General features: G+C 71.3%; 20 protein-coding genes. 9 read left to right on the forward strand and 11 right to left on the reverse strand.

The annotated features are described in order from the left end of the window. Positions 1–46: 46 nt before the first annotated feature. Both ABZT03_RS24545 and ABZT03_RS24550 read right to left on the reverse strand, forming a co-directional pair. A complete protein-coding gene (locus tag ABZT03_RS24545) occupies positions 47–361 on the reverse strand; it encodes a hypothetical protein (protein ID WP_356042630.1) in 315 nt (104 codons plus the stop codon). 102 nt (positions 362–463) lie between these two features. Further along, positions 464–976 (reverse strand): ATP-binding protein, encoded by a 513-nt coding sequence (locus ABZT03_RS24550; RefSeq protein ID WP_356042632.1) that lies wholly within the window; start codon positions 974–976, stop codon positions 464–466. A gap of 270 nt (positions 977–1,246) precedes the next feature. Between ABZT03_RS24550 and ABZT03_RS24555 the strand changes: the two genes are divergently transcribed. The 4 genes from ABZT03_RS24555 to ABZT03_RS24570 all read left to right on the forward strand — a co-directional run bounded on the left by ABZT03_RS24555 (position 1,247) and on the right by ABZT03_RS24570 (position 4,196). Beyond that, positions 1,247–2,098: a helix-turn-helix transcriptional regulator gene (locus ABZT03_RS24555; protein WP_356042633.1), complete on the forward strand. Its 852-nt coding sequence runs from the start codon at positions 1,247–1,249 to the stop codon at positions 2,096–2,098. Positions 2,099–2,109: 11 nt separating this feature from the next. Further along, a complete protein-coding gene (locus ABZT03_RS24560; RefSeq protein WP_356042635.1) occupies positions 2,110–2,301 on the forward strand; it encodes a hypothetical protein in 192 nt (63 codons plus the stop codon). Positions 2,302–2,366: 65 nt separating this feature from the next. Further along, positions 2,367–2,876, forward strand: a complete 510-nt coding sequence (locus ABZT03_RS24565) for a SigE family RNA polymerase sigma factor (protein WP_356042637.1) — start codon at positions 2,367–2,369, stop codon at positions 2,874–2,876. Positions 2,877–2,951: 75 nt separating this feature from the next. Further along, positions 2,952–4,196, forward strand: a complete 1,245-nt coding sequence (locus ABZT03_RS24570; RefSeq protein WP_356042639.1) for a hypothetical protein — start codon at positions 2,952–2,954, stop codon at positions 4,194–4,196. A gap of 23 nt (positions 4,197–4,219) precedes the next feature. Here ABZT03_RS24570 and ABZT03_RS24575 read toward each other — a convergent pair whose 3' ends face one another. Then, the gene (locus ABZT03_RS24575) at positions 4,220–5,551 is read right to left on the reverse strand and encodes an Nramp family divalent metal transporter (RefSeq protein WP_356042640.1); all 1,332 of its coding nucleotides are present in this window, start codon (positions 5,549–5,551) and stop codon (positions 4,220–4,222) included. A gap of 232 nt (positions 5,552–5,783) precedes the next feature. Between ABZT03_RS24575 and ABZT03_RS24580 the strand changes: the two genes are divergently transcribed. After that, a complete protein-coding gene (locus ABZT03_RS24580; RefSeq protein ID WP_356042642.1) occupies positions 5,784–7,142 on the forward strand; it encodes a M14 family metallopeptidase in 1,359 nt (452 codons plus the stop codon). A 381-nt stretch (positions 7,143–7,523) separates the two neighbouring features. Here ABZT03_RS24580 and ABZT03_RS24585 read toward each other — a convergent pair whose 3' ends face one another. The 5 genes from ABZT03_RS24585 to ABZT03_RS24605 form a co-directional block, all read right to left on the reverse strand. Beyond that, on the reverse strand, positions 7,524–8,024 hold the full coding sequence (locus ABZT03_RS24585) for a hypothetical protein (protein WP_356042644.1): 501 nt from the start codon (positions 8,022–8,024) through the stop codon (positions 7,524–7,526). 65 nt (positions 8,025–8,089) lie between these two features. Beyond that, the gene (locus tag ABZT03_RS24590; RefSeq protein ID WP_356042646.1) at positions 8,090–9,607 is read right to left on the reverse strand and encodes a gluconate:H+ symporter; all 1,518 of its coding nucleotides are present in this window, start codon (positions 9,605–9,607) and stop codon (positions 8,090–8,092) included. A 134-nt stretch (positions 9,608–9,741) separates the two neighbouring features. Beyond that, positions 9,742–10,152: a RidA family protein gene (locus ABZT03_RS24595; protein WP_356042648.1), complete on the reverse strand. Its 411-nt coding sequence runs from the start codon at positions 10,150–10,152 to the stop codon at positions 9,742–9,744. Further along, on the reverse strand, positions 10,149–11,027 hold the full coding sequence (locus tag ABZT03_RS24600) for an IclR family transcriptional regulator (protein WP_356042650.1): 879 nt from the start codon (positions 11,025–11,027) through the stop codon (positions 10,149–10,151). Before ABZT03_RS24600 ends, ABZT03_RS24595 begins: the two co-directional genes overlap by 4 nt. Continuing rightward, a complete protein-coding gene (locus ABZT03_RS24605; protein WP_356042652.1) occupies positions 11,024–12,202 on the reverse strand; it encodes a sugar kinase in 1,179 nt (392 codons plus the stop codon). The genes ABZT03_RS24600 and ABZT03_RS24605 overlap by 4 nt, the downstream gene beginning before the upstream one ends. 148 nt (positions 12,203–12,350) lie before the next feature. Between ABZT03_RS24605 and ABZT03_RS24610 the strand changes: the two genes are divergently transcribed. Beyond that, positions 12,351–13,673: an amino acid deaminase gene (locus ABZT03_RS24610; RefSeq protein WP_356042654.1), complete on the forward strand. Its 1,323-nt coding sequence runs from the start codon at positions 12,351–12,353 to the stop codon at positions 13,671–13,673. A gap of 10 nt (positions 13,674–13,683) precedes the next feature. Further along, positions 13,684–15,309 (forward strand): D-aminoacylase, encoded by a 1,626-nt coding sequence (locus ABZT03_RS24615; protein ID WP_356042656.1) that lies wholly within the window; start codon positions 13,684–13,686, stop codon positions 15,307–15,309. 19 nt (positions 15,310–15,328) lie between these two features. Here the strand turns inward: ABZT03_RS24615 and ABZT03_RS24620 are convergent, their stop codons facing one another. Further along, positions 15,329–16,195: a serine protease gene (locus ABZT03_RS24620; RefSeq protein WP_356042657.1), complete on the reverse strand. Its 867-nt coding sequence runs from the start codon at positions 16,193–16,195 to the stop codon at positions 15,329–15,331. A 149-nt stretch (positions 16,196–16,344) separates the two neighbouring features. After that, positions 16,345–17,097 carry a hypothetical protein gene (locus tag ABZT03_RS24625; protein ID WP_356042659.1) on the reverse strand — a complete coding sequence of 251 codons (753 nt, stop codon included), beginning with the start codon at positions 17,095–17,097 and terminating at the stop codon, positions 16,345–16,347. 126 nt (positions 17,098–17,223) lie between these two features. On the opposite strand from ABZT03_RS24625, the gene ABZT03_RS24630 reads away from it, so the two are divergent. Then, complete coding sequence (locus tag ABZT03_RS24630; RefSeq protein ID WP_356042661.1) at positions 17,224–18,435, forward strand: pyridoxal phosphate-dependent aminotransferase; 1,212 nt, start codon at positions 17,224–17,226, stop codon at positions 18,433–18,435. A 100-nt stretch (positions 18,436–18,535) separates the two neighbouring features. Continuing rightward, the gene (locus tag ABZT03_RS24635; protein ID WP_356042663.1) at positions 18,536–18,958 is read left to right on the forward strand and encodes a hypothetical protein; all 423 of its coding nucleotides are present in this window, start codon (positions 18,536–18,538) and stop codon (positions 18,956–18,958) included. A 688-nt stretch (positions 18,959–19,646) separates the two neighbouring features. Here the strand turns inward: ABZT03_RS24635 and ABZT03_RS24640 are convergent. After that, positions 19,647–21,470, reverse strand: a complete 1,824-nt coding sequence (locus ABZT03_RS24640; protein WP_356042664.1) for a phosphoenolpyruvate carboxykinase (GTP) — start codon at positions 21,468–21,470, stop codon at positions 19,647–19,649. Positions 21,471–21,752 lie beyond the last annotated feature (282 nt).

The following is a 21,752-nucleotide window of genomic DNA, read 5'->3' on the forward strand; positions in this document are numbered from 1 at the left end:
GAACTTGTTGATGTAGTGGAACGGATTCAGGTCGACCACGGCCGGCTCAGTCCTTCGCCGGCCGGGCCGCCGCCGCCAGCAACACGTCGAGCAGGCCGAAGGCGTCGGAGACCTCCCCGATCAGCTTCGCCTCCGCCTCCCACTCCTCCGTCAGCTGCCCGGTCAGCTTCGCCAGGGTGGTCATCCCCTCACGGATCTCCTCCGTGGCGCTCAGCAGTGACCCCAGCGCCCCGAGCGCCGACAGGTCGTGCGACTCCGCCTCGAACTCCTGCAGCGGTTTCGCCGTGTGCTGCTGCCCCACCCCGCGCAGCCCCGACGCCGCCTTGCGCATCGACGCCGCTTCCTTGCTCAGATCCGACATGCGGTCCAGCCCCCGTACTTCGCTCTGTGCACATGCCAACCCCACGACACTAGGGAGAGCGGTTATGCGGGAGGTATGGGCCGGACCAAGGCGAAGTAAAGATCACCCCGAGCCCACCGATCCGTTCACGGGCGCCCCGTACCTCGCCGCACCCGCCCTCGGCAGTACGGCCCACATGCGCGTACCGCTCGACGGCTCCCTGGACTCCCCGAATCCCCACGTCCCGTCACACGCCCGGCACACGCAGGCCAGGACCCGCAGGGCCGCCCGCCGGCGCGTGTCGCAGGCCGCGGCGAGGTGCGGCTGCGTGTGACGCGGGTGGCTGTCGTACACGATGACCTTGAGCGTGTCGGCTCGGTAGCGCAGCGACAGGTAGAAGTTCACCGACTCCGTGAACTGCGCCGCCGTCGCGACCAGTTCGCCGACCGCCTGCACCACCGGGTCCCTGATCTCGTCCAGTCCGTGCGCCTTCAGCACCTCCCGCGTCGCCGCCCGCGCCAGGGCGGAGCTGGCGAGGGCCGCCGGAAGCGTGAAGCTGTACGACAGGGTCTCCGGGGTCGGCTTCGTCGGATCGGCCGAGAAGGCGGGGGCGAGTGGGCAGCGGGACGCGGACATGACGGCTCCTTCACTGGAGTACAAGGGTGAACTGCGGTTGCCGAGGCGCCCGGTGGCATGTCTCCCTGACACACGCCCACCCCTCCCAGGGAAGGAGACGGCGGGCGGACGCGTGTGATGCGCTTCCGAGTACGGCACGTATTCGACGCGCTACTGACTGTAAGGTCACCGATGGTTCAATTGCCACGCGATTCTGGAAATTGACCCGATCGTGGTCCGTCCGCTCCTTTTGACGGCAGACTGCTGGCTACCCGCAGGGGAAGGAAGGGCATGCCACCGAGGACGACACCCACCGAGCGTCAGAGGCGTCTGGGCAGCGAACTGCGCAGGATGCGGGTGGCGGCGGGCATAACGGCGGACCAGGCCGCCGGGCTGCTGGGCCTCGACCGGGCGAAGGTCTCCAACATCGAGACAGGAATCCGCACCATCAGCCCGGAGCGCCTGCGCACCCTCGCCTGCAACTGCGACTGCTCGGACCAGGCCTACCTGGAAGCGCTGGTCGCCATGGCCCAGCCCAACGAGCGTGGCTGGTGGGAGCGTTACCGAGGTTCTCTGCCGGCGGGCTTGCTGGACATCGCCGAGTTCGAGGCGTCCGCGGCGCGTATGCGGACCGTCCACATCGCGCACATCCCGGGCCTGCTGCAGACCAGTGATCACGCCCTCCAGCTCTTCAGGGCGGTGCTGCCTCCGCTGCCGGAGCACGAGGTCGCGCTGCGGCTGGCGTACCGCGTGGAACGGCAGCAGGTGCTCGAGAAAGCAGGCCCGCCCGAGTACGTCGCCGTCGTGCACGAGGCCGCTGTGCGGATGCAGTTCGGTGGAGCAGGGGTGGCCCGGGCCCAGCTCGAACATCTCCTGGCCGTCTCGGAGCGGCCCGCCGTGCGATTGCTGGTCATCCCGTTCACAGCCGGTACCTTTCCCGGCTCGGGACAGACCTTCAACTACCTGGAGGGGCCGGTCCCTCAGCTGGACACCGTGCAGATCGACAGCACTCACGGGCCGGAATTCCTGAGTGGTCAGTCCCAGTTGGCCAAGTACCGTACCCACCTGGACTGGATGGAGCGCATCGCCCTGGCTCCGCAGGCCTCGCGCGACTTCATCCGGGACATCGCCAACAGCCTCTGAGGAGACGCCCGATGGACGACATCACGTGGGAAGAGCCCTTCTGCGGCGAAGGAGCCAGTTGCTTCCGCCTGGGCACCGACCCCCAAGGCAACGCCTACATCGCCATAGCCGGCGCCGAGGACACCCCTCTCGTCGACAGCCGTGACGCGTTGCGGACGATGATCCTCGACATCAAGGCGGGCAAGGCCGATCACCTGATCTGAAACATTTCCCGGGGCCCGGCGCATCAATGAGGTGAGGACGGTGTGCACGCAACCGGGGGGTACGGATGAGACAGGCACGAGCGGACGAGTACGCGGAGTTCGCCGCGGCACGCGCCGGGCATCTCTACCGGTCCGCGTGTCTGCTCACCGCCGGGGACACGCATCTCGCCGAGGATCTCGTGCAGGAGACCCTCGGCCGGCTCTACGTCCGCTGGCACCGCATGGCCCGGGTCGACAACCCCGCCGGGTACGCGCAGACCGTCCTCACCCGTACCTTCCTCGCCCATCAGCGGCGCCGCAGCAGCACCGAGCGCGCCACGGACGTGTTCCCGGACCTGCCCGGCGCCGGCGACGGTGACACGCCGTTGCGGCTGACCCTGCTCCAGGCCCTCGCCGGGCTGCCCGCCAAGGACCGGGCGGTGATCGTCCTGCGGTACTGGGAGGACCGCTCCGTCGAGGAGACCGCCGACGTCATGAACGCCAGCTCGGCCGCCGTACGGACGCGGTCCAGCCGTGCCCTGGGCCGGTTGCGGGAGCTGCTCGGCAACGACCTCGGCGAGTACGCCAGGCCCTGAGCCCACCCCCCGGCCGCGACCGGGGCGCCTGTCCCGCAGACCTGTTCACAGTGATCGTAGAAACGGTGGTTCGCCATGCCCGTTCACCACCCGAGCGACTCCTTCGAGGCGCGGCTCACCGACGCCCTGCACCGGACCGGCGGCTCCTTCGACACCGACCGGCCCGCCCTGGTCACCGCCGGGGCGGTCCGCGGTCGGCGGCTGGCGCACCGGCGCCGGGCGGCCTTCGTGGGCGGTGCGGCCGGGGTCGCGCTCGCCGGTGTCGGCGGGGCGCTGCTCGTGCCCTGGGGAGGCGGCCGGCCGGGGGCGCCCGACTCGGTCGGCGGGGCTTCGCCGAGCGCCCGGTCGAGCACGCCGGCCGCCGCGGTCACCGGTCAGGAGCTGATCGACACGCTCAAGGGGCTGCTCCCCGAGGGCAAGGTGACGGACACGCAGGCGCGCGGTACGGAGACGGGTCAGGGGTATGTGAGCGCCGTGTTCGACGACGGCCGGGGCAAGGCGGCCCTCTCCGTGGGCCTGGACCGCGTCGAGCCGGGCAGCGAACAGGCCGGCCAGTGGGGCACCTGCCCCGACAAGGCGCTCGTGCCGCAGGACGGGTGCGAACGCCGTGTGCTGTCCGACGGGTCGGTGCTGGTGATCCTCAAGGGGTACGAGTACCCGGACCGGCGGGTGGACACCAAGCGGTGGAGCGCCGACCTGGTCACGCCCGCCGGGCAGCACGTCTCCGTGAACGAGTGGAACGCGGCCGCCGAGAAGGACGCGGCCGTCTCCCGGCCGTTCCCGCCCCTGGACGCGGACCGCCTGGAGCGCCTCGCCGCGGCCGCGGCCTGGCGGCGGGCCGTCGACACCATCCCCCGGACACCCGCGGCGCCCACGGCCGGCGCTGACGGACAGGACGCCGTCAGCGGTGCCCGGGTCCTCGCCACGCTGGTCGCGCTCCTGCCCGAGAACGTCAAGGTGGTCTCCCGGCACGGCGAGGGCGACTACGCCTATGTCGTCGTCGACGACGGCAAGGGCAGGAGTTTCGTGCAGGTCAACGCGCAGCGGAACATGGGCGACGAGGCCGGCGACCTCTTCGCCGGGGCGGAGAAGCTCGCCGACGGCACGCTGGTCGCGGAGCACCAGGGGCCGGGCGACAAGGGCGTCGAGGGGGGCGTCATGTGGACGGTCGACAGCCTGCGCCCGGACGGGTTCCGGATCGTCGTCAGCGCCTTCAACGCCGGTACGCAGCACGAGGCGCCGACCCGTGCGAAGCCCGCGCTGACCATGAAGCAGCTGCGCGCGGTCGCCCTCGGCGACAGGTGGCTGGTGCTGTCGTAGACGGCGGCCGGAGCGCGGCCGGATCAGAAGAACTCCGACCACGGCTGGTCCCAGACCTGTTTCACGCACAGCACCAGGAACAGCAGACCCGCGAGGGCGAGCATCGCGTTGCTCAGCGGCCCGTTGCGCCATTCACGGGGTGTACGGCGGGAGTTGAGCAGCCACATCAGCGTGCCGGCCAGGAACGGCAGGAAGGCCGCGCCCAGCACGCCGTAGAGGATGATCAGGCGGAAGGGCTGGCCCTGGAAGAGCAGGACGACGGGCGGGAAGGTCAGCCAGAGAAGGTACGCCCGGAAGGGCCAGCCGCGTTCGCGTTCGCCGGACGCGACCGCCTCGCCGCCCGCCTGCTCGCGTCCCCGGTAGCGGGCCACGAAGTCGGCGAACATCAGGCTCACTCCGTGCCAGACGCCGATGAGTGAGGTGAAGGAGGTGGCGAAGAAGCCGATCAGGAAGAACTTGGCCGTCGCCGTGCCGTACCTGTCCGCCAGGATGTCGCCGAGCTGGACCAGGCCCGTGTCGCCGCTGGCGATGGCCACGTTCGCGGAGTGCAGGAGTTCCGCGCCGACGAAGAGCATGGCGACGACGAAGATGCCGGTCGTGGCGTACGCGACGCGGTTGTCCAGGCGCATCACCTTCATCCAGCCGCTGTCCGTCCAGCCCTTGGCGTTGACCCAGTAGCCGTACGCGGCGAGTGTGATGGTGCCGCCGACACCGCCGATCAGGCCGAGGGTGTTGAGGACGGAGTCCTTCTCGTCGGGCAGGACCGGCAGGAGACCCGCGAACGCCTCGCCCAGGTTCGGGGTCACCCGGATCGCGAGGTACACCGTCACCACGAACATGACGCCCACCAGGACCGTCATGACCTTCTCGAAGACGGCGTACTTGTTGAACCAGACGAAGACCAGGCCGACGACCCCACAGGCGACGGCCCACGCCTTGAGGTCCATCACGTGCGGGAACAGCGCCTGGAGGGGCAGCGCGCTCGACGACATCGCGGCGGCGCCGTAGACGAAGCCCCAGACCACCACGTAGACGACGAAGAACCACGTGGTCCAACGGCCCAGGCTCGCCCAGCCGTCGAAGAGGGTGCGGCCGGTGGACAGGTGCCAGCGGCCGGCCGCCTCGGCCAGGGAGATCTTGACCAGGCAGCCGATGACCGCCGCCCACAGGAGGGTGTAGCCGAAGTTGCTGCCCGCGATGAGGGTGGCGACCAGGTCGCCCGCGCCGACACCGGTCGCGGCCACCACGATCCCGGGGCCGATGTGCCGCCAACTGGACTGTCTCGTCGTGCGGTCGTGGTCGCGTGCCGCCTCAATCTCCGTACCGGGTCCGGTGTTTCCCGTGGTGTCCGCCATGCAGGTCAAGAAAGCGCAAAGGGGGCGGGCGCACAAGAGGGCCTGCGGCGGTCTCCACCCGATACGCCCAGGAGGCTGAAACCCGCCATTGACGCTTGACTACGTCTTGACCTGCTCATGCCATAACCGGACGATGAGCGGCACACCCGCACCAGCACGTCGCCGAACCACCCCCCGCTCCACTCCCCCACTTCCGGAGACCCCGGAACACCTGGAGAAACAAGGAGTTCGCATGCGACTTCGGATACGAGGATCAGGCGTCCGCGGCGGCAGACGCACCGCCGCGCTGGCCGCCCTGATGGCCCTCGCCCTCGCCGCGCCCGTCTCGGCCACGGTCACCAGCGCCACCGCCGACAGCGTCCGCGCCGCGACCCCCGGGCCCGACGACATCCGCCAGTACGAGATCCACGTCGACCACAACACCCCGCTCACCCGCACCGCCATCGCGCGGGCCGGCGTGAGCGTGGACGAGGCCGACGAGGAGACCGTCGTCGTCTCCGGCCGGGCGGCACAGATCGACACGCTGCGCCGACAGGGCTACGAGGTCGCGCCGCTCGGCGCCGCCCCGGACCGTTCCACGGCGGCGGACGACCTGCGCCTCTACGACTTCCCGTCGGCCGACTCCAAGTACCACAACTACGCGGAGATGACCTCCGAGATCAACACCCGGCTCGCGGCCTACCCGAACATCATGAGCCGGCGGGTCATCGGCAAGTCCTACCAGGGCCGGGACATCGTCGCCATCAAGGTCAGCGACAACGTCGCGACCGACGAGAACGAGCCGGAGGTCCTCCTCACCTTCCACCAGCACGCGCGCGAGCACATGACGGTGGAGATGGCCCTCTACCTGCTGCGCGAACTGGGCGCGGGCTACGGCAGCGACTCCCGCGTCACCAGCATGGTCGACAACCGCGAGATCTGGATCGTCCCCGACCTCAACCCGGACGGCGGCGAGTACGACATCGCGAGCGGCTCCTACCGTTCGTGGCGCAAGAACCGGCAGCCCAACTCCGGCTCCTCGTACGTCGGTACGGACCTGAACCGGAACTGGAACTACAAGTGGGGCTGCTGCGGCGGGTCCTCGGGCTCGACGTCCTCCGAGACCTACCGGGGCGCCGCCGCCGAGTCCGCGCCCGAGGTGAAGGTGGTCGCCGACTTCGTGCGCGGGCGGGTCGTCGGCGGGAAGCAGCAGATCACCGCGGGGATCGACTTCCACACCTACAGCGAGCTGGTGCTGTGGCCGTTCGGGTACACGTACTCCGACACGGCGACGGGGATGACCGCGGACGACTACAACGCGTTCCGGACGGTCGGGCAGAAGATGGCCGCGAGCAACGGGTACACGGCTGAGCAGTCGAGCGACCTGTACATCACCGACGGGTCGATCGACGACTATCTCTGGGGTACGCAGAGGATCTTCGACTACACCTTCGAGATGTACCCGACGTCCAGTTCGGGGGGTGGGTTCTATCCGCCCGACGAGGTGATCGAGCGGGAGACGTCCCGGAACCGGGATGCGGTGTTGCAGTTGCTGGAGAACGCGGACTGTATGTATCGGGCTATTGGGAAGGCCGCGCAGTACTGCGCGTAGGCGGGGTGGGGGTTCGCGAACCCCGGTTCGGGGTGCGGGGAGTTGGTGCTGGCCTTTGCGCAGTTCCCCGCGCCCCTGAGGGGGGTCGCGAACCCCGGGTTCAAGGTGCGGGGAGTTGGTGCTGGCCTTTGCGCAGTTCCCCGCGCCCCTGGGGGTGGCTGCGTGAGCCCCCGGGTCAAGGGTGCGGGGAGATGGCGCTTGGGTGCGCGGTTCCTCGCGCCCCTGAGGGGGGTCGCGAACCCCGGGTTCAAGGTGCGGGGAGTTGGTGCTGGCCTTTGCGCAGTTCCCCGCGCCCCTGGGGGTGGCTGCGTGAGCCCCCGGGTCAAGGGTGCGGGGAGATGGCGCTTGGGTGCGCGGTTCCCCGCGCCCCCGGGGGGCGGGTCAGTCTTCGAAGTAGGTGTCCAGGACCTTGTCCAGTTGGGATTCCCATTCGGGGAAGCGGGATCTTGTGGTCGCTTCGATCTCGATGGGGTACCAGCGGCGGTCGGGGGTGTGGACCGTGACCGTGAACCGCTTGCCGAAGCGGGGGGTCTCCGTCTCGACCGCGCCGATCTCGTCCCAGCGGAACTCGCACCGTTCCTCGTCGAGGCTGAGGCGGACGCCCCGGGCGTCGGCGACGATCTTCGCCCGGCGGTCGGACGCCTCGAAGACGGGACCCTCCGGGGTCTCCGCCTCGTCCCCGTCCTCGGACTCCTCGGCCGGTTCCTTGACCAAGGACGCCTTGTCGGCGGGCTGTTCGGCTCCGTCCTCGGCCTCGGTGTCGGTCTCGACCGCGTCCTCGTCCGGCTGGGCGGACGCGGGCGCGGTGAGCCCGGGGATGAATGCCGGGTCGAACCCGGCGCCCTCCAGGGGCTGGCTGCTCGAACCTATGCGCTGCTCCACAGCGGGCAGTATGGTCGAAGATCCTGTGCCGGGCACAGCCAGCCCCCCACTTCGTTATCAGACGCCTACACGAACAGGCTCAGCACGGCCGCCATCACGAAGCCCGCGACCGACAGGACGCTCTCCAGGACCGTCCAGGTCCTGAGGGTGTCCCGCTCGCTGATGCCGAAGTACTTGGCGACCATCCAGAAGCCGCCGTCGTTGACGTGCGAGGCGAAGATCGAGCCCGCCGAGATGGCCATGATGACCAGGGCCACGAACGCCTGGGAGTGGTCCCCCTCGACGAGCAGGGGCGCCACGATCCCGGCCGTCGTGACGATCGCGACCGTCGCCGACCCCTGCGCGACCCGCAGCACCAGGGAGATCAGGTACGACAGGACGATCACCGGCAGGCCGACGTCCTGGAAGGTGTCGGAGAGCGCCTGGGCGACCCCGCTCGCCTTGAGGACGGCGCCGAAGATCCCGCCCGCGCCGACCACCAGCAGGATGTTGCCGACCGGCTTGAGGGAGGCCGTCGACACCGTCTCCAGGGACCTGCGCGACCAGCCGCGGCGGATGCCCAGCAGGTAGTAGGCGAGCAGCAGGGCGATGGTCAGGGCCACGAAGGGGTGGCCGAAGAACTCGATCACCGAGCGGACGGTGGAGGGGTCGAGGGCGATCGAGGAGAAGGTGGCCGCGAGGATGAGGATCAGCGGCGTACCGATGATGCCGAGGACCGTGCCTAGCGGCACCGGCTTCTCCTGCGGCTCGACGCCCGAGGCGCGCTGCTCGTCGATGACGGCCTGCCTGGCCTCGGCGGCGGCCTCGACCATGTCCTGCGGTACGGCGACGAAGATGCGCCGGCCGATCCAGGCCGCGTAGGCCCAGGCGGCCAGGACCGCCGGGAGGCCGCAGACGACGCCCATCAGGATGACCCAGCCGAGCTGCACGTGCAGCAGGCCGGCGGCGGCCACCGGGCCGGGGTGCGGCGGGAGGAAGGCGTGGGTCATCGACAGGCCGGCGAGCAGCGGCAGGCAGTACAGGAGGATCGACTTGCCGTTGGGGGTCCCCCCGGGGCGCGGCTCGTCGGAGTCCTGGGGGATTTTCGCGGCCGCGTAGACGATCGGGGCGAGGACGAAGATGCCGACGTCGAAGAAGACCGGGATGCCGAAGATGAGGCCGGTGAGGCCCATGGCGAGCGGGGCGCGCTTCTCGCCGAAGAGGTTGAGCAGCCGGGACGCCAACACCTCGGCGCCGCCGCTGACTTCGAGGATCGCGCCGAGCATGGTGCCCAGGCCGATGATGATCGCGACATGGCCGAGGATGCCGCCCATGCCGGACTCGATGGTGGAGACGGCGTCCGAGCGCTGGACCGTGCCGAAGAGTTCGGTGACGGACAGGCCGGCCAGCAGGCCGACGGTTATGGAGACCGCGAGCAGCGCGACGAACGGCTGGAGTCTCACCTTGATGATCAGGAAGAGCAGGAGCGCTATGCCGATGGCGGCGACGGTCAGCAGTCCGGCCGTACCGTCGAGGAGCAGGAGCAGGCCGCCGGTGTGCGGTGGGGCTTCGGCGGGGGTGGAGGCCGCGAGCGGAAGGGGCATTCGGGGGGTCCTCTGCGGGGGTGCATGGAGCTTTCGGGCAGGGGGGATCGCGGCACGGCGCTTCGGGGAGCGCCGTGCCGTGTACGGCGTGCGGGGGGTTCGGGGTGGTGCGGGAGCGTCAGCTCACGGGGCGGTCAGCCGAGGACGGCGAGCGCGTCGATCTCGACGAGGAGGCCGGCGGGCAGGCCGACGTAGACCGTCGTGCGGGCCGCGGGCGGCGCGGTGAGCGCCTGCTCCTCGAAGTAGGTGTTGTAGATGTCGTTCATCTCGGCGAAGTGGTCCACGTCGGTCAGGTAGACGCGGATCATCATGACGTCGTCCCAGCCCGCGCCGCCCTCCTCCAGGATGGCCTTGACGTTGGCAAGGGTCTGGAGGGTCTGCTCGCGCAGGGTCGGGCCGGCGGGTGTCGGCGGCCGGCCCTCCTCGGCGGGCAGGAACCCGACCTGACCGGCGACTTGGAGGATGTTGCCCTTGCGCACGCCGTGCGAGAACCTCGCGGGCGGCGTGGTGTGGGTCGTGGGGGTGAGGGCGGTCTTCTCGGTCATTCGGTGTCCCTGTCTGGGGAGTTCCTGTCCGGAGCCTTTCGGTCCGGGGCGTTCCTGTCGGGAGGGTTCTGGTCGGAGGTGTTCCGGTCGGAGGCGTTCCGGTCGGAGGTGTTCCGGTCCGGGGCCGGTACGGGGGTCCTGCCGGAGTACTCGCCGCTGACCGCGTCGGCGGTCCGGCGCACCAGCGGGAGCAGGGTGAGGAGTTCGTCGGCGGTGACGACGACGTTGGGGGCGGAGACCGACATCGCGGCGGTGACCCGGCCGTCGGCTCCGCGGATCGGGGCCGCGACGCAGTTGATGGACTCCTCGTGGCCGCCCAGGTCGGTGGCCCAGCCCTGGTCGCGTACCTTGTCCAACTCCCGCAGGAACGCGAGGGCGTTGGGGGTCGAGCGGGCCGTGTAGAGCGGGTACTCCAGCTTCTCCGCGCGGACCCGGCGCTCGGTCTCGGGCAGGTCCGCGAGGAGCAGTTTCGCGACGGCCGCGACGGTGATGGCCACCGGCTTCCCGATCCGCGAGTACATGCGGACCGGATAGCGGCTCTCGACCTTGTCGATGTAGAGGACCTCGTCGTCCTCCAGGACGGCGAGGTGCACGGTGTGGCCGCACTGCTCGTTGAGGCGTACGAGGTGGGGGTGGGCGATCTCGCGGATGTCGAGGTTCTCCATCGCCTCCTGCGCGAGCGCGATGAGGCGGGCGCCGAGGCGGTAGCGCTGGTCGGACTGGCGGTAGACCAGGCCGTGCTCGTGGAGGGTGCGCAGCAGCCGCAGGGCCGTGGACTTGTGGACGCCGATGCGGTCGGCGACCTGCCCGAGGTCGGCGGGTCCCTCGGCGAGCAGCGGCAGGATGCTGAGCGCGCGGTCGACGGTCTGGCTCATGGCGTGCGTACCTCCTGGTCGGCCCGGCCCGTCGGTTCTGTCCAGCCGGGACCGAGTCGAAGTCTCCCCCACGCGGTGTCGTCCAGGGCGACCAGCCGGTCGGCGTGGTCGCGGGCGGGGGGCGCGGCGAGGTCGCCGGGGGCGGTGAGGGCGGCGGCGGCCGCGAGGTGGCCGTGCCGGAGGCGGTCGCGGAGGGGCAGTCCGCGCAGGGTGGCGGAGAGGAACCCGGCCGCGAAGGCGTCCCCGGCGCCGACGGCGGCGACGACGTCGACGCGGAGGGCGGGGACGAAGGTGGCGGTCCCTTCGGCGTCCTCCCTGCCTTCGGCGTCCTCCCTGCCTTCGGCGTCCTGCCTGCCTTCGGCGTCCTTCTTGCCTTGGGCGTCCTCCCTGCCTTCGGCGTCCTCCCTGCCTTCGGCGTCCTGCCTGCCTTGGGCGTTCTTGTCGAACGCGACGGCTCCGCCGCCGCCCTGTTTGACCACGACGACGTCCGGCCCGGGCAGCGCGTCGGCGATGGCGCGGGCGCCGTGCAGCCCCCAGGCGGCCCGTGCCTCGTCGGCCCCGACGAACACGAGGTCGGCCCGCCGGGCCAGGTCGAGCAGGACGCGGGCGCCGTCGGGGTCCGGCCACAGTCCGGGGCGGAAGTTGACGTCGAAGGAGACGAGCGGCCGGTCCGGTCCGGGCTCCGTCAGCTCCCACAGCAGGCCCGCGCAGTCGCCGGACAGCGCCGCGGTGATCCCGGACAGGTGCAGCACCCGTCCGGCCCGCACGGCCGCCAGGTCGACGTTGCCGGCCGTCATCGCGGAGGCGGCCGATCCGGCGCGGTAGTAGGCCACTTCGTGCGCGTCGGTGGCCCGGTCCCCCGCCGTGCGGAAGTAGACGCCGGTCGGGCGGGAGGGGTCGCGGGGTACGGAGGTGACGTCGACGCCGTACGACCCGATGGTCTCCACGAGGTGGTCGCCGAAGCCGTCGGAGCCGACCCTGCTCACCCAGCGCACCGAGTGCCCGGCCGCGGCCAGCGCGCAGGCCACGTTGGACTCGGCGCCGCCGATGGCACGGTCGAAGGAGGGGACGTCGGCGAGGCGGCCCGGCCGGGAGGGCAGGAAGGTGACCATGGACTCGCCGAGCGCGACGACGTCCACGACGTCGGGGGCGTCGCGGGGTCCGGTGGCGGTCACGGTCGTCGGGGCTCCTCGGCTCGGTGTGCGGGGCGGGGCGGGTCGCGGCGGTTTCGTTGACCGCGTGCTGGCCGAGATGTTAGACAGCCGTAAGCGATACACGCAACGGACGTTGCGCAGAACGCAACGCGCCAGATCAGGAGGTCTCATGGCCCGCGACACCGGCGTCACCGGCACCGCATCCCTCCGGCCCGCCGAAGCTCCCGGCGCCCGTGACGCCCTGGCCGGTCTCGCCGGCGAACGCGTGGACCACCGGTTCAAGGGCCTCCCGCCGGACGCCCACGGCCTGACGGTCGGCGAACTGGCCGCCCAGCGGCGCGACCTGTTCACCGGCGGCTTCACCACCCCCGTGCTCACGCTGTCCGCCGAGCGCCTGGAGCACAACCTGGCGCTGATGGAGACGTACGCGGCCCGCCACCACCTCGCCTTCGCGCCGCACGGCAAGACCTCCATGGCCCCGCAGCTGTTCCACCGACAGATCGAGCGCGGCGCCTGGGGCATCACCCTCGCGGTGCCCCACCAGGTGTGGGTGGCGCGGGCGTTCGGGGTGCGACGCGTGTTCCTCGCCAACGAACTGGTCGACCCGGCGGCCCTGCGCCGGATCTCCGCAGACCTCGACGCCGACCCCGGCTTCCGGTTCCTCTGCTACGTCGACTCCGTGCGCGGGGTGGAGCTGATGGACGCGGCCCTGCGCGGTGCGGCGCGCCCGCTGGACGTGGTGATCGAGCTCGCCGCCGGTGAGGGCGCCCGCACCGGCGTCCGCGACGAGGCGGAGTGCGCGGCGGTCGCCGACGCGGTCGCCGCCACACGCACCCTGCGCCTGGCCGGCGTGGCGGGCTACGAGGGCGAGGTCCCGCGGGCGGACCCGGAGCGCGTGCACGCCTGGCTCGGGCGACTCGTCGCACTGGCCGCCGCGTTCGACCGGTCGGGGCGCTTCGCGGGCCTGGAGGAGATCGTGGTGAGCGCGGGCGGCAGCGCCTGGTTCGACGCGGTGGCCGAGGTGTTCGCCGGGATCCCCGAACTGTCGCTGCCGGTCCTGAAGTTGCTGCGCTCGGGCGCCTACGTCTCGCACGACGACGGCCACTACCGCAAGCTCACCCCGTTCACCCGGGTCCCCGAGGAGGGCGCGCTGGAGCCGGCGTTCCGCCTCTGGGCGCAGGTGGTGTCCCGGCCGTCCGCCGACCAGGCGTTCGTCAACGCGGGCAAGCGGGACGCGGCGCACGACCTGGACCTGCCCTTCGCGCAGGTGGTCCGCCGGGACGGTGTCGAGCGCCCGGCCACCGGCATCACGGTGACCGGCCTGTCCGACCAGCACGCGTGGCTGCGGACGGAACCGGGGGCGGACCTGGAGGTCGGCGACTGGCTCGGCATGGGCCTGTCCCACCCGTGCACGTCCTTCGACAAGTGGCAGCTGATCCCGGTGGCCGAGGCGGACGGCACGGTGGTCGACTACATCCGTACGTTCTTCTAGGAGGCCGGACGTGGAAGAGCTCGTCATCCGGGACGCGGACGTCGTGGACGGCACCGGAGCGCCGTCGTACCGCGCGGACGTGGTCGTCGACGGCGGCCGGATCACCGGCATCGTCCAGGAGGCCGCCGCGGCGGGCTGCCAGCGCCCGCGGGCGCGCCGGGAGCTGGACGCGGAGGGGCTCGTCCTGTCCCCCGGCTTCATCGACATGCACGCCCACAGCGACCTGGCCCTGCTGCGCGACCCCGACCACAGCGCGAAGGCGGCGCAGGGCGTCACGCTGGAGGTCCTCGGCCAGGACGGGCTGTCGTACGCGCCGGTCGACGACCGCACGCTCGCCGAGGTGCGCCGGGCGATCACCGGCTGGAACGGGTACGGCGACGACATCGACTTCGACTGGCGTTCGGTCGGCGAGTACCTGGACCGGCTGGACCGCGGGGTCGACGGGCAGGGCATCGCGGTGAACGCGGCCTACCTCGTCCCGCAGGGCACGGTCCGCGCGCTCGCCGTCGGCTGGGAGGACCGCGAGGCGACCCCCCGGGAACTGGACCGGATGCGGCGACTGGTCGCGGAGGGCCTGGAGCAGGGCGCGGTGGGCCTGTCCTCGGGGCTGACGTACACGCCCGGCATGTACGCCGAGAACGCCGAACTCACCGAACTGTGCCGGGTGGTGGCGCGGTACGGCGGCTACTACTGCCCCCACCACCGCTCCTACGGCGCCGGCGCGCTGGAGGCGTACGAGGAGATGGTGGACCTGGCCCGGGCGGCCGGCTGCCCGCTGCACCTCGCCCACGCCACCATGAACTTCGGCGTGAACGAGGACCGGGCGCCGGAACTGCTGGCGCTGCTGGACGGGGCGCTGGCGGCCGGCGCCGACATCAGCCTCGACACCTACCCCTACACCCCCGGCTGCACCACGCTGGTGGCGCTGCTGCCGAGCTGGGCGAGCGAGGGCGGCCCGCGGGAGGTCCTGCGGCGGCTCACGGACGAGGAGAGCGCCGGGCGGCTGCGGCACGACCTGGAGGTGGTGGGCGCCGACGGCTGCCACGGCGTGCCCGTCGACTGGGACACCGTCGAGATCTCCGGGGTGAGCGACCCGGCCCTCGGCGGGTTCGTCGGCCGTACGGTGCTGGAGTCGGCCCGGCTGCGCGGCGAGGCCCCCTGGGAGACCGCCCGTCACCTGCTGGTCGCCGACCGGCTCGGCCCGACGATCCTCCAGCACGTGGGCCACGAGGAGAACGTGCGGGCGATCATGCGGCACCGCGTCCACACCGGCGGCTCCGACGGCATCCTCCAGGGCGCCAAGCCGCACCCCCGCGCCTACGGGACCTTTCTGCGCTACCTCGGCCACTACGTGCGGGAGTTGGGCCTGCTGTCGCTGGAGGAGTGCGTCGCCCACCTCACCTCGCGCCCGGCGGCCCGGCTGCGCCTGCCGGACCGGGGCACGGTCCGCGAGGGCCACCGCGCGGACCTCGTCCTGTTCGACCCGCGGACGGTGGCGGCGGGCTCCACCTTCGAGCAGCCGCGCACCCTGCCGACGGGCATCCCGTACGTCCTGGTGGACGGCCGGTTCGTGATCGAGGACGGGCGGCGCACGGACGTACTGGCGGGGCGGGCGGTCCGCCGGACGCCGTGGTGACCGCCCGCCCCGGCGGGGGCTACGGCTTGGGCAGGACGCAGCCGCTCGCGTTCAGGTTGAGCACGTTGGCGGTCGTGAAGCAGGCCGGGATCTGGTAGGTCTCCTGGGCGTAGTTGATGCCCTCACGGACGGTGACCTTGCCGTTGGCGTCGACCTCGCAGGGGTTGTTCTCCGTGCAGGTCTGGCCGTCCTCGTTGCCCGTGTTGTTGACGGCGACGACCTTGCCGGTGGCGTTGTCGATGACCGGCGAGCCGGAGGTGCCGCCGATGGTCTGGCAGGCCGAGGTGTAGCGGAGGGAGTCCTTCCAGGTCCAGTCGCCCTCCTTGAGGCGGTACGCGAACCCGTCGACGTTGCAGCTGTAGAGCCGCTTCCAGTAGCCGGAGGCGACGGTGATGGCGGTGCCGGCCACCGGGTGCGTGTCCTGCACGGTGAGCGCGCTGATGCCGTACGTGCTTCGGATCGCCGCGTAGGTGGTGTTGAGCTGGTAGATCGTCACGTCGGTGTCGGTCATCGTCGAGTAGACGACCTTGTTGGCGCGCAGGGTGCCGACCCGGGTGGCCGCGGAGTTCAGCAGGCCGAAGGTGCGGGTGGAGGACTGGCCGACGATCACCTCGCCGGGGTCGGGGAACCCGGTCTCCAGGCAGTGGCCGTTGCTGAGGACGAGCGCCGGGGCGGTGTCCGCGGAGTTGGGGAAGCGGATCACGGAGCCCGAGCAGTTGCTGAGCGAGACGGTGCCGGCGAAGTTGACGGCCTGGAGCGTCGGTGCGGCGGCCCTGGTGTCCGCCCGGGCCGCGGGCGCGGTGGGCGCGGGTGCCGCGACCGCGGGTGCCGCGCCCGTCCCGGCGATCACCAGGGCGAAGAGTGCGGCGACGAGAGGCTTTCTCATGTGGGGGTCCCCTCTGCATGACGAGGGTGACCGGAGATCTTCCGGTCACCCGTAGCTTTGTCATGCGCATTGTCAATCGAGGGGTGCGGGGGGACAAGGAGCAGTTTTCGGCCGCACGGCAGGACCGGAGACACCCCCCGACGGAACGGCTACTTGGGCCTCTTCGTGCTGCCCGCCCCATGCCCCTTGCCGCCGGAGTTGCCCGGAGCCGAGTCGACCGGGGAGGCGGTGGCCGTGGGGGCGGTGGCCGGAGACGCAGACGACGAGGACTCGGCGGACGAGCTCTCGTCGGGCGAGGCGTCCGGTGCGGTGCCCGGCGAGGCGTCCGCCGGGGTGCCCTTCGAGGCGGCCGCCCCCGCGGACGCCGTACCTCCCGGCTCCGCGGTGTCCGCGGAGCCGGGGGACGCCGAGCCGTCCGAGGAGGACGGGGCCGCCGGACGGGTGGACTCGTCCGGGGCCGACCTCGCGCCCTCCTTGCCCTGCCGTCCGTCCGGGGAGGCCCCCGAGAGGGAGAACCCGGCGATCAGCGCCGCCGCCGACACCGCTCCGGCCGCGCCGACGGCGACCACCAGGCGGCGCGACCGCCACCGGCCCGGCTTCCGCCGCGACCCCCGCCGGCCATGGCCGACGCCGGGAACCGGCACCGGCGCGATCCCGCCCCCCGCCGGTCCGACCGCCACCGGCCCGTCCCCGGCCACCTGCGGCAGCTCGGCCGTCTCGTCGTAGGCGTTCTGCCAGCCGTGCGCGGCGGCCGGGTCGACGTACTCCCCGTACGGGGGCGTCACCTGGACCTGCGGGTGGTACACCTTCGGCACCTCGTGCGACGGACCGCCCACGCCGTGGACGCCGGCGGCACCGCCGGCGCCGTACCCCGCGTCTTCGTACTGATGTGGCCTGGACATGACGGCGCATTCTAGGGACGGAAGGGGCCCGAGGGACAGCCGCCCGCGACATCCACCCGAAAAGCCGCGTCTCACGTGGCGGAAGACACGGCCCGCGGGGCGTTACCGGGCCGTAAGCTCCCAGACATGCAGGTGATCCAGTCGACCAAGCTCTCCAACGTCTGTTACGAGATCCGGGGCCCGGTCCTTGAGGAGGCGATGCGGCTGGAGGCGGCCGGGCATCGGATCCTCAAGCTGAACACCGGCAACCCGGCGGCGTTCGGCTTCGAGTGCCCGCCCGAGATCCTGGAGGACATCCTCCGCAACGTGTCGTCGGCGCACGGGTACGGCGACGCGAAGGGCCTGCTGGCCGCCCGCCGCGCGGTGGTGATGCACAACCAGACCCTCGGCATCGAGACGGACGTCGAGCACGTCTTCATCGGCAACGGCGTCTCCGAGCTGATCGTGATGGCGATGCAGGGCCTGCTGGACGACGGCGACGAGGTCCTCGTACCGGCGCCCGACTACCCGCTGTGGACCGCCGCCGTGTCCCTGTCCGGCGGCACGGCCGTGCACTACCGCTGCGACGAGCAGTCCGACTGGATGCCCGACCTCGCCGACGTCGAGCGGAAGGTCACCGACCGCACCAAGGCGATCGTCATCATCAACCCGAACAACCCGACGGGCGCGGTGTACGACGAGGCGATGCTCCGGGGGCTGACCGACATCGCCCGCCGGCACAACCTGCTGGTCTGCTCGGACGAGATCTACGACAAGATCCTCTACGACGACGCCACGCACACCCCGACCGCGAAGGTCGCCCCTGACCTGCTCACCCTCACCTTCAACGGCATGTCGAAGGCGTACCGGGTGGCCGGCTACCGGGTGGGCTGGATGGCCATCTCCGGGCCGCGCGCGCACGCCGACTCCTACATCGAGGGCCTGACGATCCTGGCGAACATGCGCCTGTGCGCGAACATGCCGGGACAGCACGGGGTGGTCGCCGCACTCAGCGGCCGGCAGACCATCCAGGACCTGGTGCTGCCGGGCGGGCGACTGCGCGAGCAGCGGGACGTGGCGCACGAACTGCTGACCCAGATCCCGGGGGTGACCTGCGTGAAGCCGAAGGGGGCGCTGTACCTCTTCCCGCGCCTGGACCCCCAGGTCTTCAAGGTCAAGGACGACCGCCGGATGGTCCTGGACCTGCTGCGCCAGGAGAAGATCATGGTCGTCCAGGGCACCGGCTTCAACTGGCCGGAACCCGACCACTTCCGGGTGGTGACCCTGCCGACGGTCGGGGACCTGCGGGACGCGGTCACCCGGATCGGGACCTTCCTGGACGGCTACAGCCAGCCCTGACGCTCACGGCGCGTGTGCCGGCCATCCCTGTGTGCATCCGACTCAACTTTAGACGGAATCCAAGCTAGGATGGTTTCCTGACAGCACAGGAGGCCATCCCATGTACGAGCCGATCCGCACCAAGTCGGTCCACAGCACGATGGCCGGCCCCCCGTCCGACTTCCCGCACCGCACCCGCGAGGAGGAGCTGGACATCCAGCTCGCCGGCCATCTCGCGGCCCTGCTCGCCGTCACCGACGAACTGCGCGCACTGGCCCCGTCCGACGGCCTGGAGGCTGCCGCGGAGCGGCTCGCCGACCAGGTCACGCGGCTGCGCAAGGGCCGCACCCCGGCCCGCGCCCCGATGAGCGCCGTCGCCGCGCCGTCCCGCGTGGCGGCCCTGCACCGGCGGGCGCACACGCTCGCCGGCCGCGCTCTGGTCGTCGCCGCCTCCCGCGCCGACACGGCCGCCGCGATCCTGGCCGCCGAACGGATGGACGCGCACACCGCGGCCCTCGAACCCCGCGAGGTCGCCGCCCACTGAGCCGCCGACGGCTCCCCTGACGGCCCCGGTCCGCGTGCACCCGCAGCGACGCGCGGACCGGGCGCCACGAAAGCCCGGCGCGCCGGCGCCGGACACTCCCGCCGTGCCCCGTCGCCGTGTCCCGTCCGGCCGCAGGGGGAACCGCGGATTCCCGCTGCGTTCCGGGGCGCCCCTCACCCGAGGCGCGGCGCCCGGAGTCACACACGCCGTATGTGGAGGACCGCGCTCACCGCTCGAAGTGAGCGGCCACCGGGAGACGCCCCTAGTGCCGTGACCGGAAGGGTTTGCCGGGAAGCTCGCGGCGTCCGGTGCGGTGCATCGCGAGGCGGAGCATCGCCCGCGTACTGGATGTACTCGGGTGATGCGACAACGCGGCGTGGGGGTACCCCCGGCCGAAGGCTGGGGGAGCCGTGCCGGGCGTCGCGAGCCGGTGAACCTCTCCGGTCACGGCACCAGCGAGCGGCCGGACACGGGCGAGGGCCCGCCGTCGTCCCGGGTCCCGGGGCGGGGACACGAGGTGACGGCGGGCCCGTGACCCCGCACGCCGTTGTGCGGGGCCTCGCCGGTACGGGGGCCGAGCGGACTCGGCGTGCTCCGGTACGGGGGTTCCGCCACCGCGGCCGGCCATGACGACGTGCAGGTCAGGGCGCACTCGGTGACCGGCCGCGGAGTCTGTCGGGCGGTGGGCTCAGCCCAGGCGCTCCACGAGCGCGCGGTACTCGTCCCACAGCTCCTTGGGGGTGTGGTCGCCGAAGGTGTTGAGGTGCTCGGGGACCAGGGCGGCCTCCTCGCGCCAGATGTCCTTGTCCACGGTGAGCAGGAACTCCAGGTCCGACTCGGCCAGGTCCAGGCCCTTGGTGTCCAGGGACTCCTTGGTCGGCAGGATGCCGATGGGGGTCTCGACGCCCTCGGCCTTCCCGTCGAGGCGCTCCACGATCCACTTCAGGACGCGGCTGTTCTCGCCGAAGCCGGGCCAGACGAACGCGCCCGCCTCGTTCTTGCGGAACCAGTTGACGTAGTAGATCTTCGGGAGCTTCGCCTGGTCCTTGCCCTTGGCGACGTCGACCCAATGGCCCATGTAGTCGCCCATGTTGTAGCCGCAGAACGGCAGCATGGCGAAGGGGTCGCGGCGCAGCTCGCCGACCTTGCCCTCGGCGGCGGCGGTCTTCTCCGAGGCCACGTTGGCGCCGAGGAAGACGCCGTGGTTCCAGTCGAAGGACTCCGTCACCAGCGGGACGGCGCTGGCGCGACGGCCACCGAAGAGGATCGCCGAGATCGGCACGCCCTTCGGGTCCTCCCACTCGGGCGCGATGATCGGGCACTGCGCGGCGGGGGTGGTGAAGCGGGCGTTGGGGTGGGCGGCCGGGGTGCCGGACTCCGGCGTCCAGTCGTTGCCCTTCCAGTCGATGAGGTGGGCCGGGGTCTCCTCCGTCATCCCCTCCCACCAGACGTCGTTGTCGTCGGTGAGGGCGACGTTGGTGAAGACGGAGTTGCCCCACAGCGTCTTCATCGCGTTGGCGTTGGTGTGCTCACCGGTGCCGGGCGCGACGCCGAAGAAACCGGCCTCGGGGTTGATCGCGTACAGCTGGCCGTCCTCGCCGAACCGCATCCAGGCGATGTCGTCGCCGATCGTCTCGACCGTCCAGCCGGAGACGGTGGGCTCCAGCATCGCGAGGTTCGTCTTGCCGCAGGCGCTCGGGAAGGCGGCGGCGACGTACTTCGACTCGCCCTGCGGGGGCGTCAGTTTGAGGATCAGCATGTGCTCGGCCAGCCAGCCCTCGTCGCGGGCCATGACGGACGCGATGCGCAGGGCGTAGCACTTCTTGCCGAGCAGGGCGTTGCCGCCGTAGCCGGAGCCGTAGGACCAGATCTCGCGGGTCTCGGGGAAGTGCGAGATGTACTTCGTGGAGTTGCACGGCCACGGCACGTCCTGCTCGCCCTCGGCCAGCGGCGCTCCGAGCGTGTGCACAGCACGCACGAAGAAGCCGTCGTCGCCGAGTTCGTCCAGGACGGGCTGTCCCATGCGGGTCATGGTGCGCATGGAGACGGCGACGTAGGCGGAGTCGGTGATCTCGACGCCGATCGCGGAGAGGTCCGAGCCCAGCGGGCCCATGCAGAACGGGACGACGTACATCGTCCGGCCGCGCATCGAGCCGCGGAAGACGCCCTGTTCACCGGTGAAGATCTCCCGCATCTCGGCGGGGTCCTTCCAGTGGTTGGTGGGGCCGGCGTCCTCCTCCTTCTCGGAGCAGATGAACGTCCGGTCCTCGACCCGCGCGACATCGGTCGGGTCGGAGGCGGCGTAGTACGAGTGGGGGCGCTTGATCGGGTCGAGCTTCCTGAAGGTGCCCTTGCGGACGAGCTCCTCACTCAGTCGCTCGTATTCCGCCTCGGATCCGTCACACCAGACCACGCTGTCCGGCTGCGTCAGTTCGGCGATCTCGTTCACCCACGAGATCAGGTCCTTGTGCTGGGTGGGAACGGTGGAGGGAGCCGCGATGTCGCGCGCCACGATTGCTCCTAAAAAGAGGGATTTTTTGTTGGAGGCCCCGTGGGGGCTGCGGCCCGGATGCTTCTCGAGGAGACCTTGGCGCTCATCCGGTGCCGACCGCACTCATATGATCATGCGACGCGAGTGCCCATATGTCCAGGGGACCTCACAGGTGAGCGACGTGAGGATCGCCACGCCCGATTGTGTTTCCGAGCGTGTCTTTGCGTGCACGTTGAGTTCGGCTGACGGTTCTTTTACGCAAGGTGCCGGCCGCCAACTCCCGTGAGACGATGGCCACTCCCG

Source organism: Streptomyces sp. NPDC005574, assembly GCF_040605435.1.
Lineage (GTDB): Bacteria > Actinomycetota > Actinomycetes > Streptomycetales > Streptomycetaceae > Streptomyces.

Excerpts from the sequence above, each read along its gene's own strand:
- ABZT03_RS24545 (WP_356042630.1), bottom strand. The coding sequence starts at position 361 with ATGTCGGATCTGAGCAAGGAAGCGGCGTCGATGCGCAAGGCGGCGTCG.
- ABZT03_RS24550 (WP_356042632.1), bottom strand. The coding sequence starts at position 976 with ATGTCCGCGTCCCGCTGCCCACTCGCCCCCGCCTTCTCGGCCGATCCG.
- ABZT03_RS24555 (WP_356042633.1), top strand. The coding sequence starts at position 1,247 with ATGCCACCGAGGACGACACCCACCGAGCGTCAGAGGCGTCTGGGCAGC.
- ABZT03_RS24560 (WP_356042635.1), top strand. The coding sequence starts at position 2,110 with ATGGACGACATCACGTGGGAAGAGCCCTTCTGCGGCGAAGGAGCCAGT.
- ABZT03_RS24565 (WP_356042637.1), top strand. The coding sequence starts at position 2,367 with ATGAGACAGGCACGAGCGGACGAGTACGCGGAGTTCGCCGCGGCACGC.
- ABZT03_RS24570 (WP_356042639.1), top strand. The coding sequence starts at position 2,952 with ATGCCCGTTCACCACCCGAGCGACTCCTTCGAGGCGCGGCTCACCGAC.
- ABZT03_RS24575 (WP_356042640.1), bottom strand. The coding sequence starts at position 5,551 with ATGGCGGACACCACGGGAAACACCGGACCCGGTACGGAGATTGAGGCG.
- ABZT03_RS24580 (WP_356042642.1), top strand. The coding sequence starts at position 5,784 with ATGCGACTTCGGATACGAGGATCAGGCGTCCGCGGCGGCAGACGCACC.
- ABZT03_RS24590 (WP_356042646.1), bottom strand. The coding sequence starts at position 9,607 with ATGCCCCTTCCGCTCGCGGCCTCCACCCCCGCCGAAGCCCCACCGCAC.
- ABZT03_RS24595 (WP_356042648.1), bottom strand. The coding sequence starts at position 10,152 with ATGACCGAGAAGACCGCCCTCACCCCCACGACCCACACCACGCCGCCC.
- ABZT03_RS24600 (WP_356042650.1), bottom strand. The coding sequence starts at position 11,027 with ATGAGCCAGACCGTCGACCGCGCGCTCAGCATCCTGCCGCTGCTCGCC.
- ABZT03_RS24610 (WP_356042654.1), top strand. The coding sequence starts at position 12,351 with ATGGCCCGCGACACCGGCGTCACCGGCACCGCATCCCTCCGGCCCGCC.
- ABZT03_RS24620 (WP_356042657.1), bottom strand. The coding sequence starts at position 16,195 with ATGAGAAAGCCTCTCGTCGCCGCACTCTTCGCCCTGGTGATCGCCGGG.
- ABZT03_RS24625 (WP_356042659.1), bottom strand. The coding sequence starts at position 17,097 with ATGTCCAGGCCACATCAGTACGAAGACGCGGGGTACGGCGCCGGCGGT.
- ABZT03_RS24630 (WP_356042661.1), top strand. The coding sequence starts at position 17,224 with ATGCAGGTGATCCAGTCGACCAAGCTCTCCAACGTCTGTTACGAGATC.
- ABZT03_RS24635 (WP_356042663.1), top strand. The coding sequence starts at position 18,536 with ATGTACGAGCCGATCCGCACCAAGTCGGTCCACAGCACGATGGCCGGC.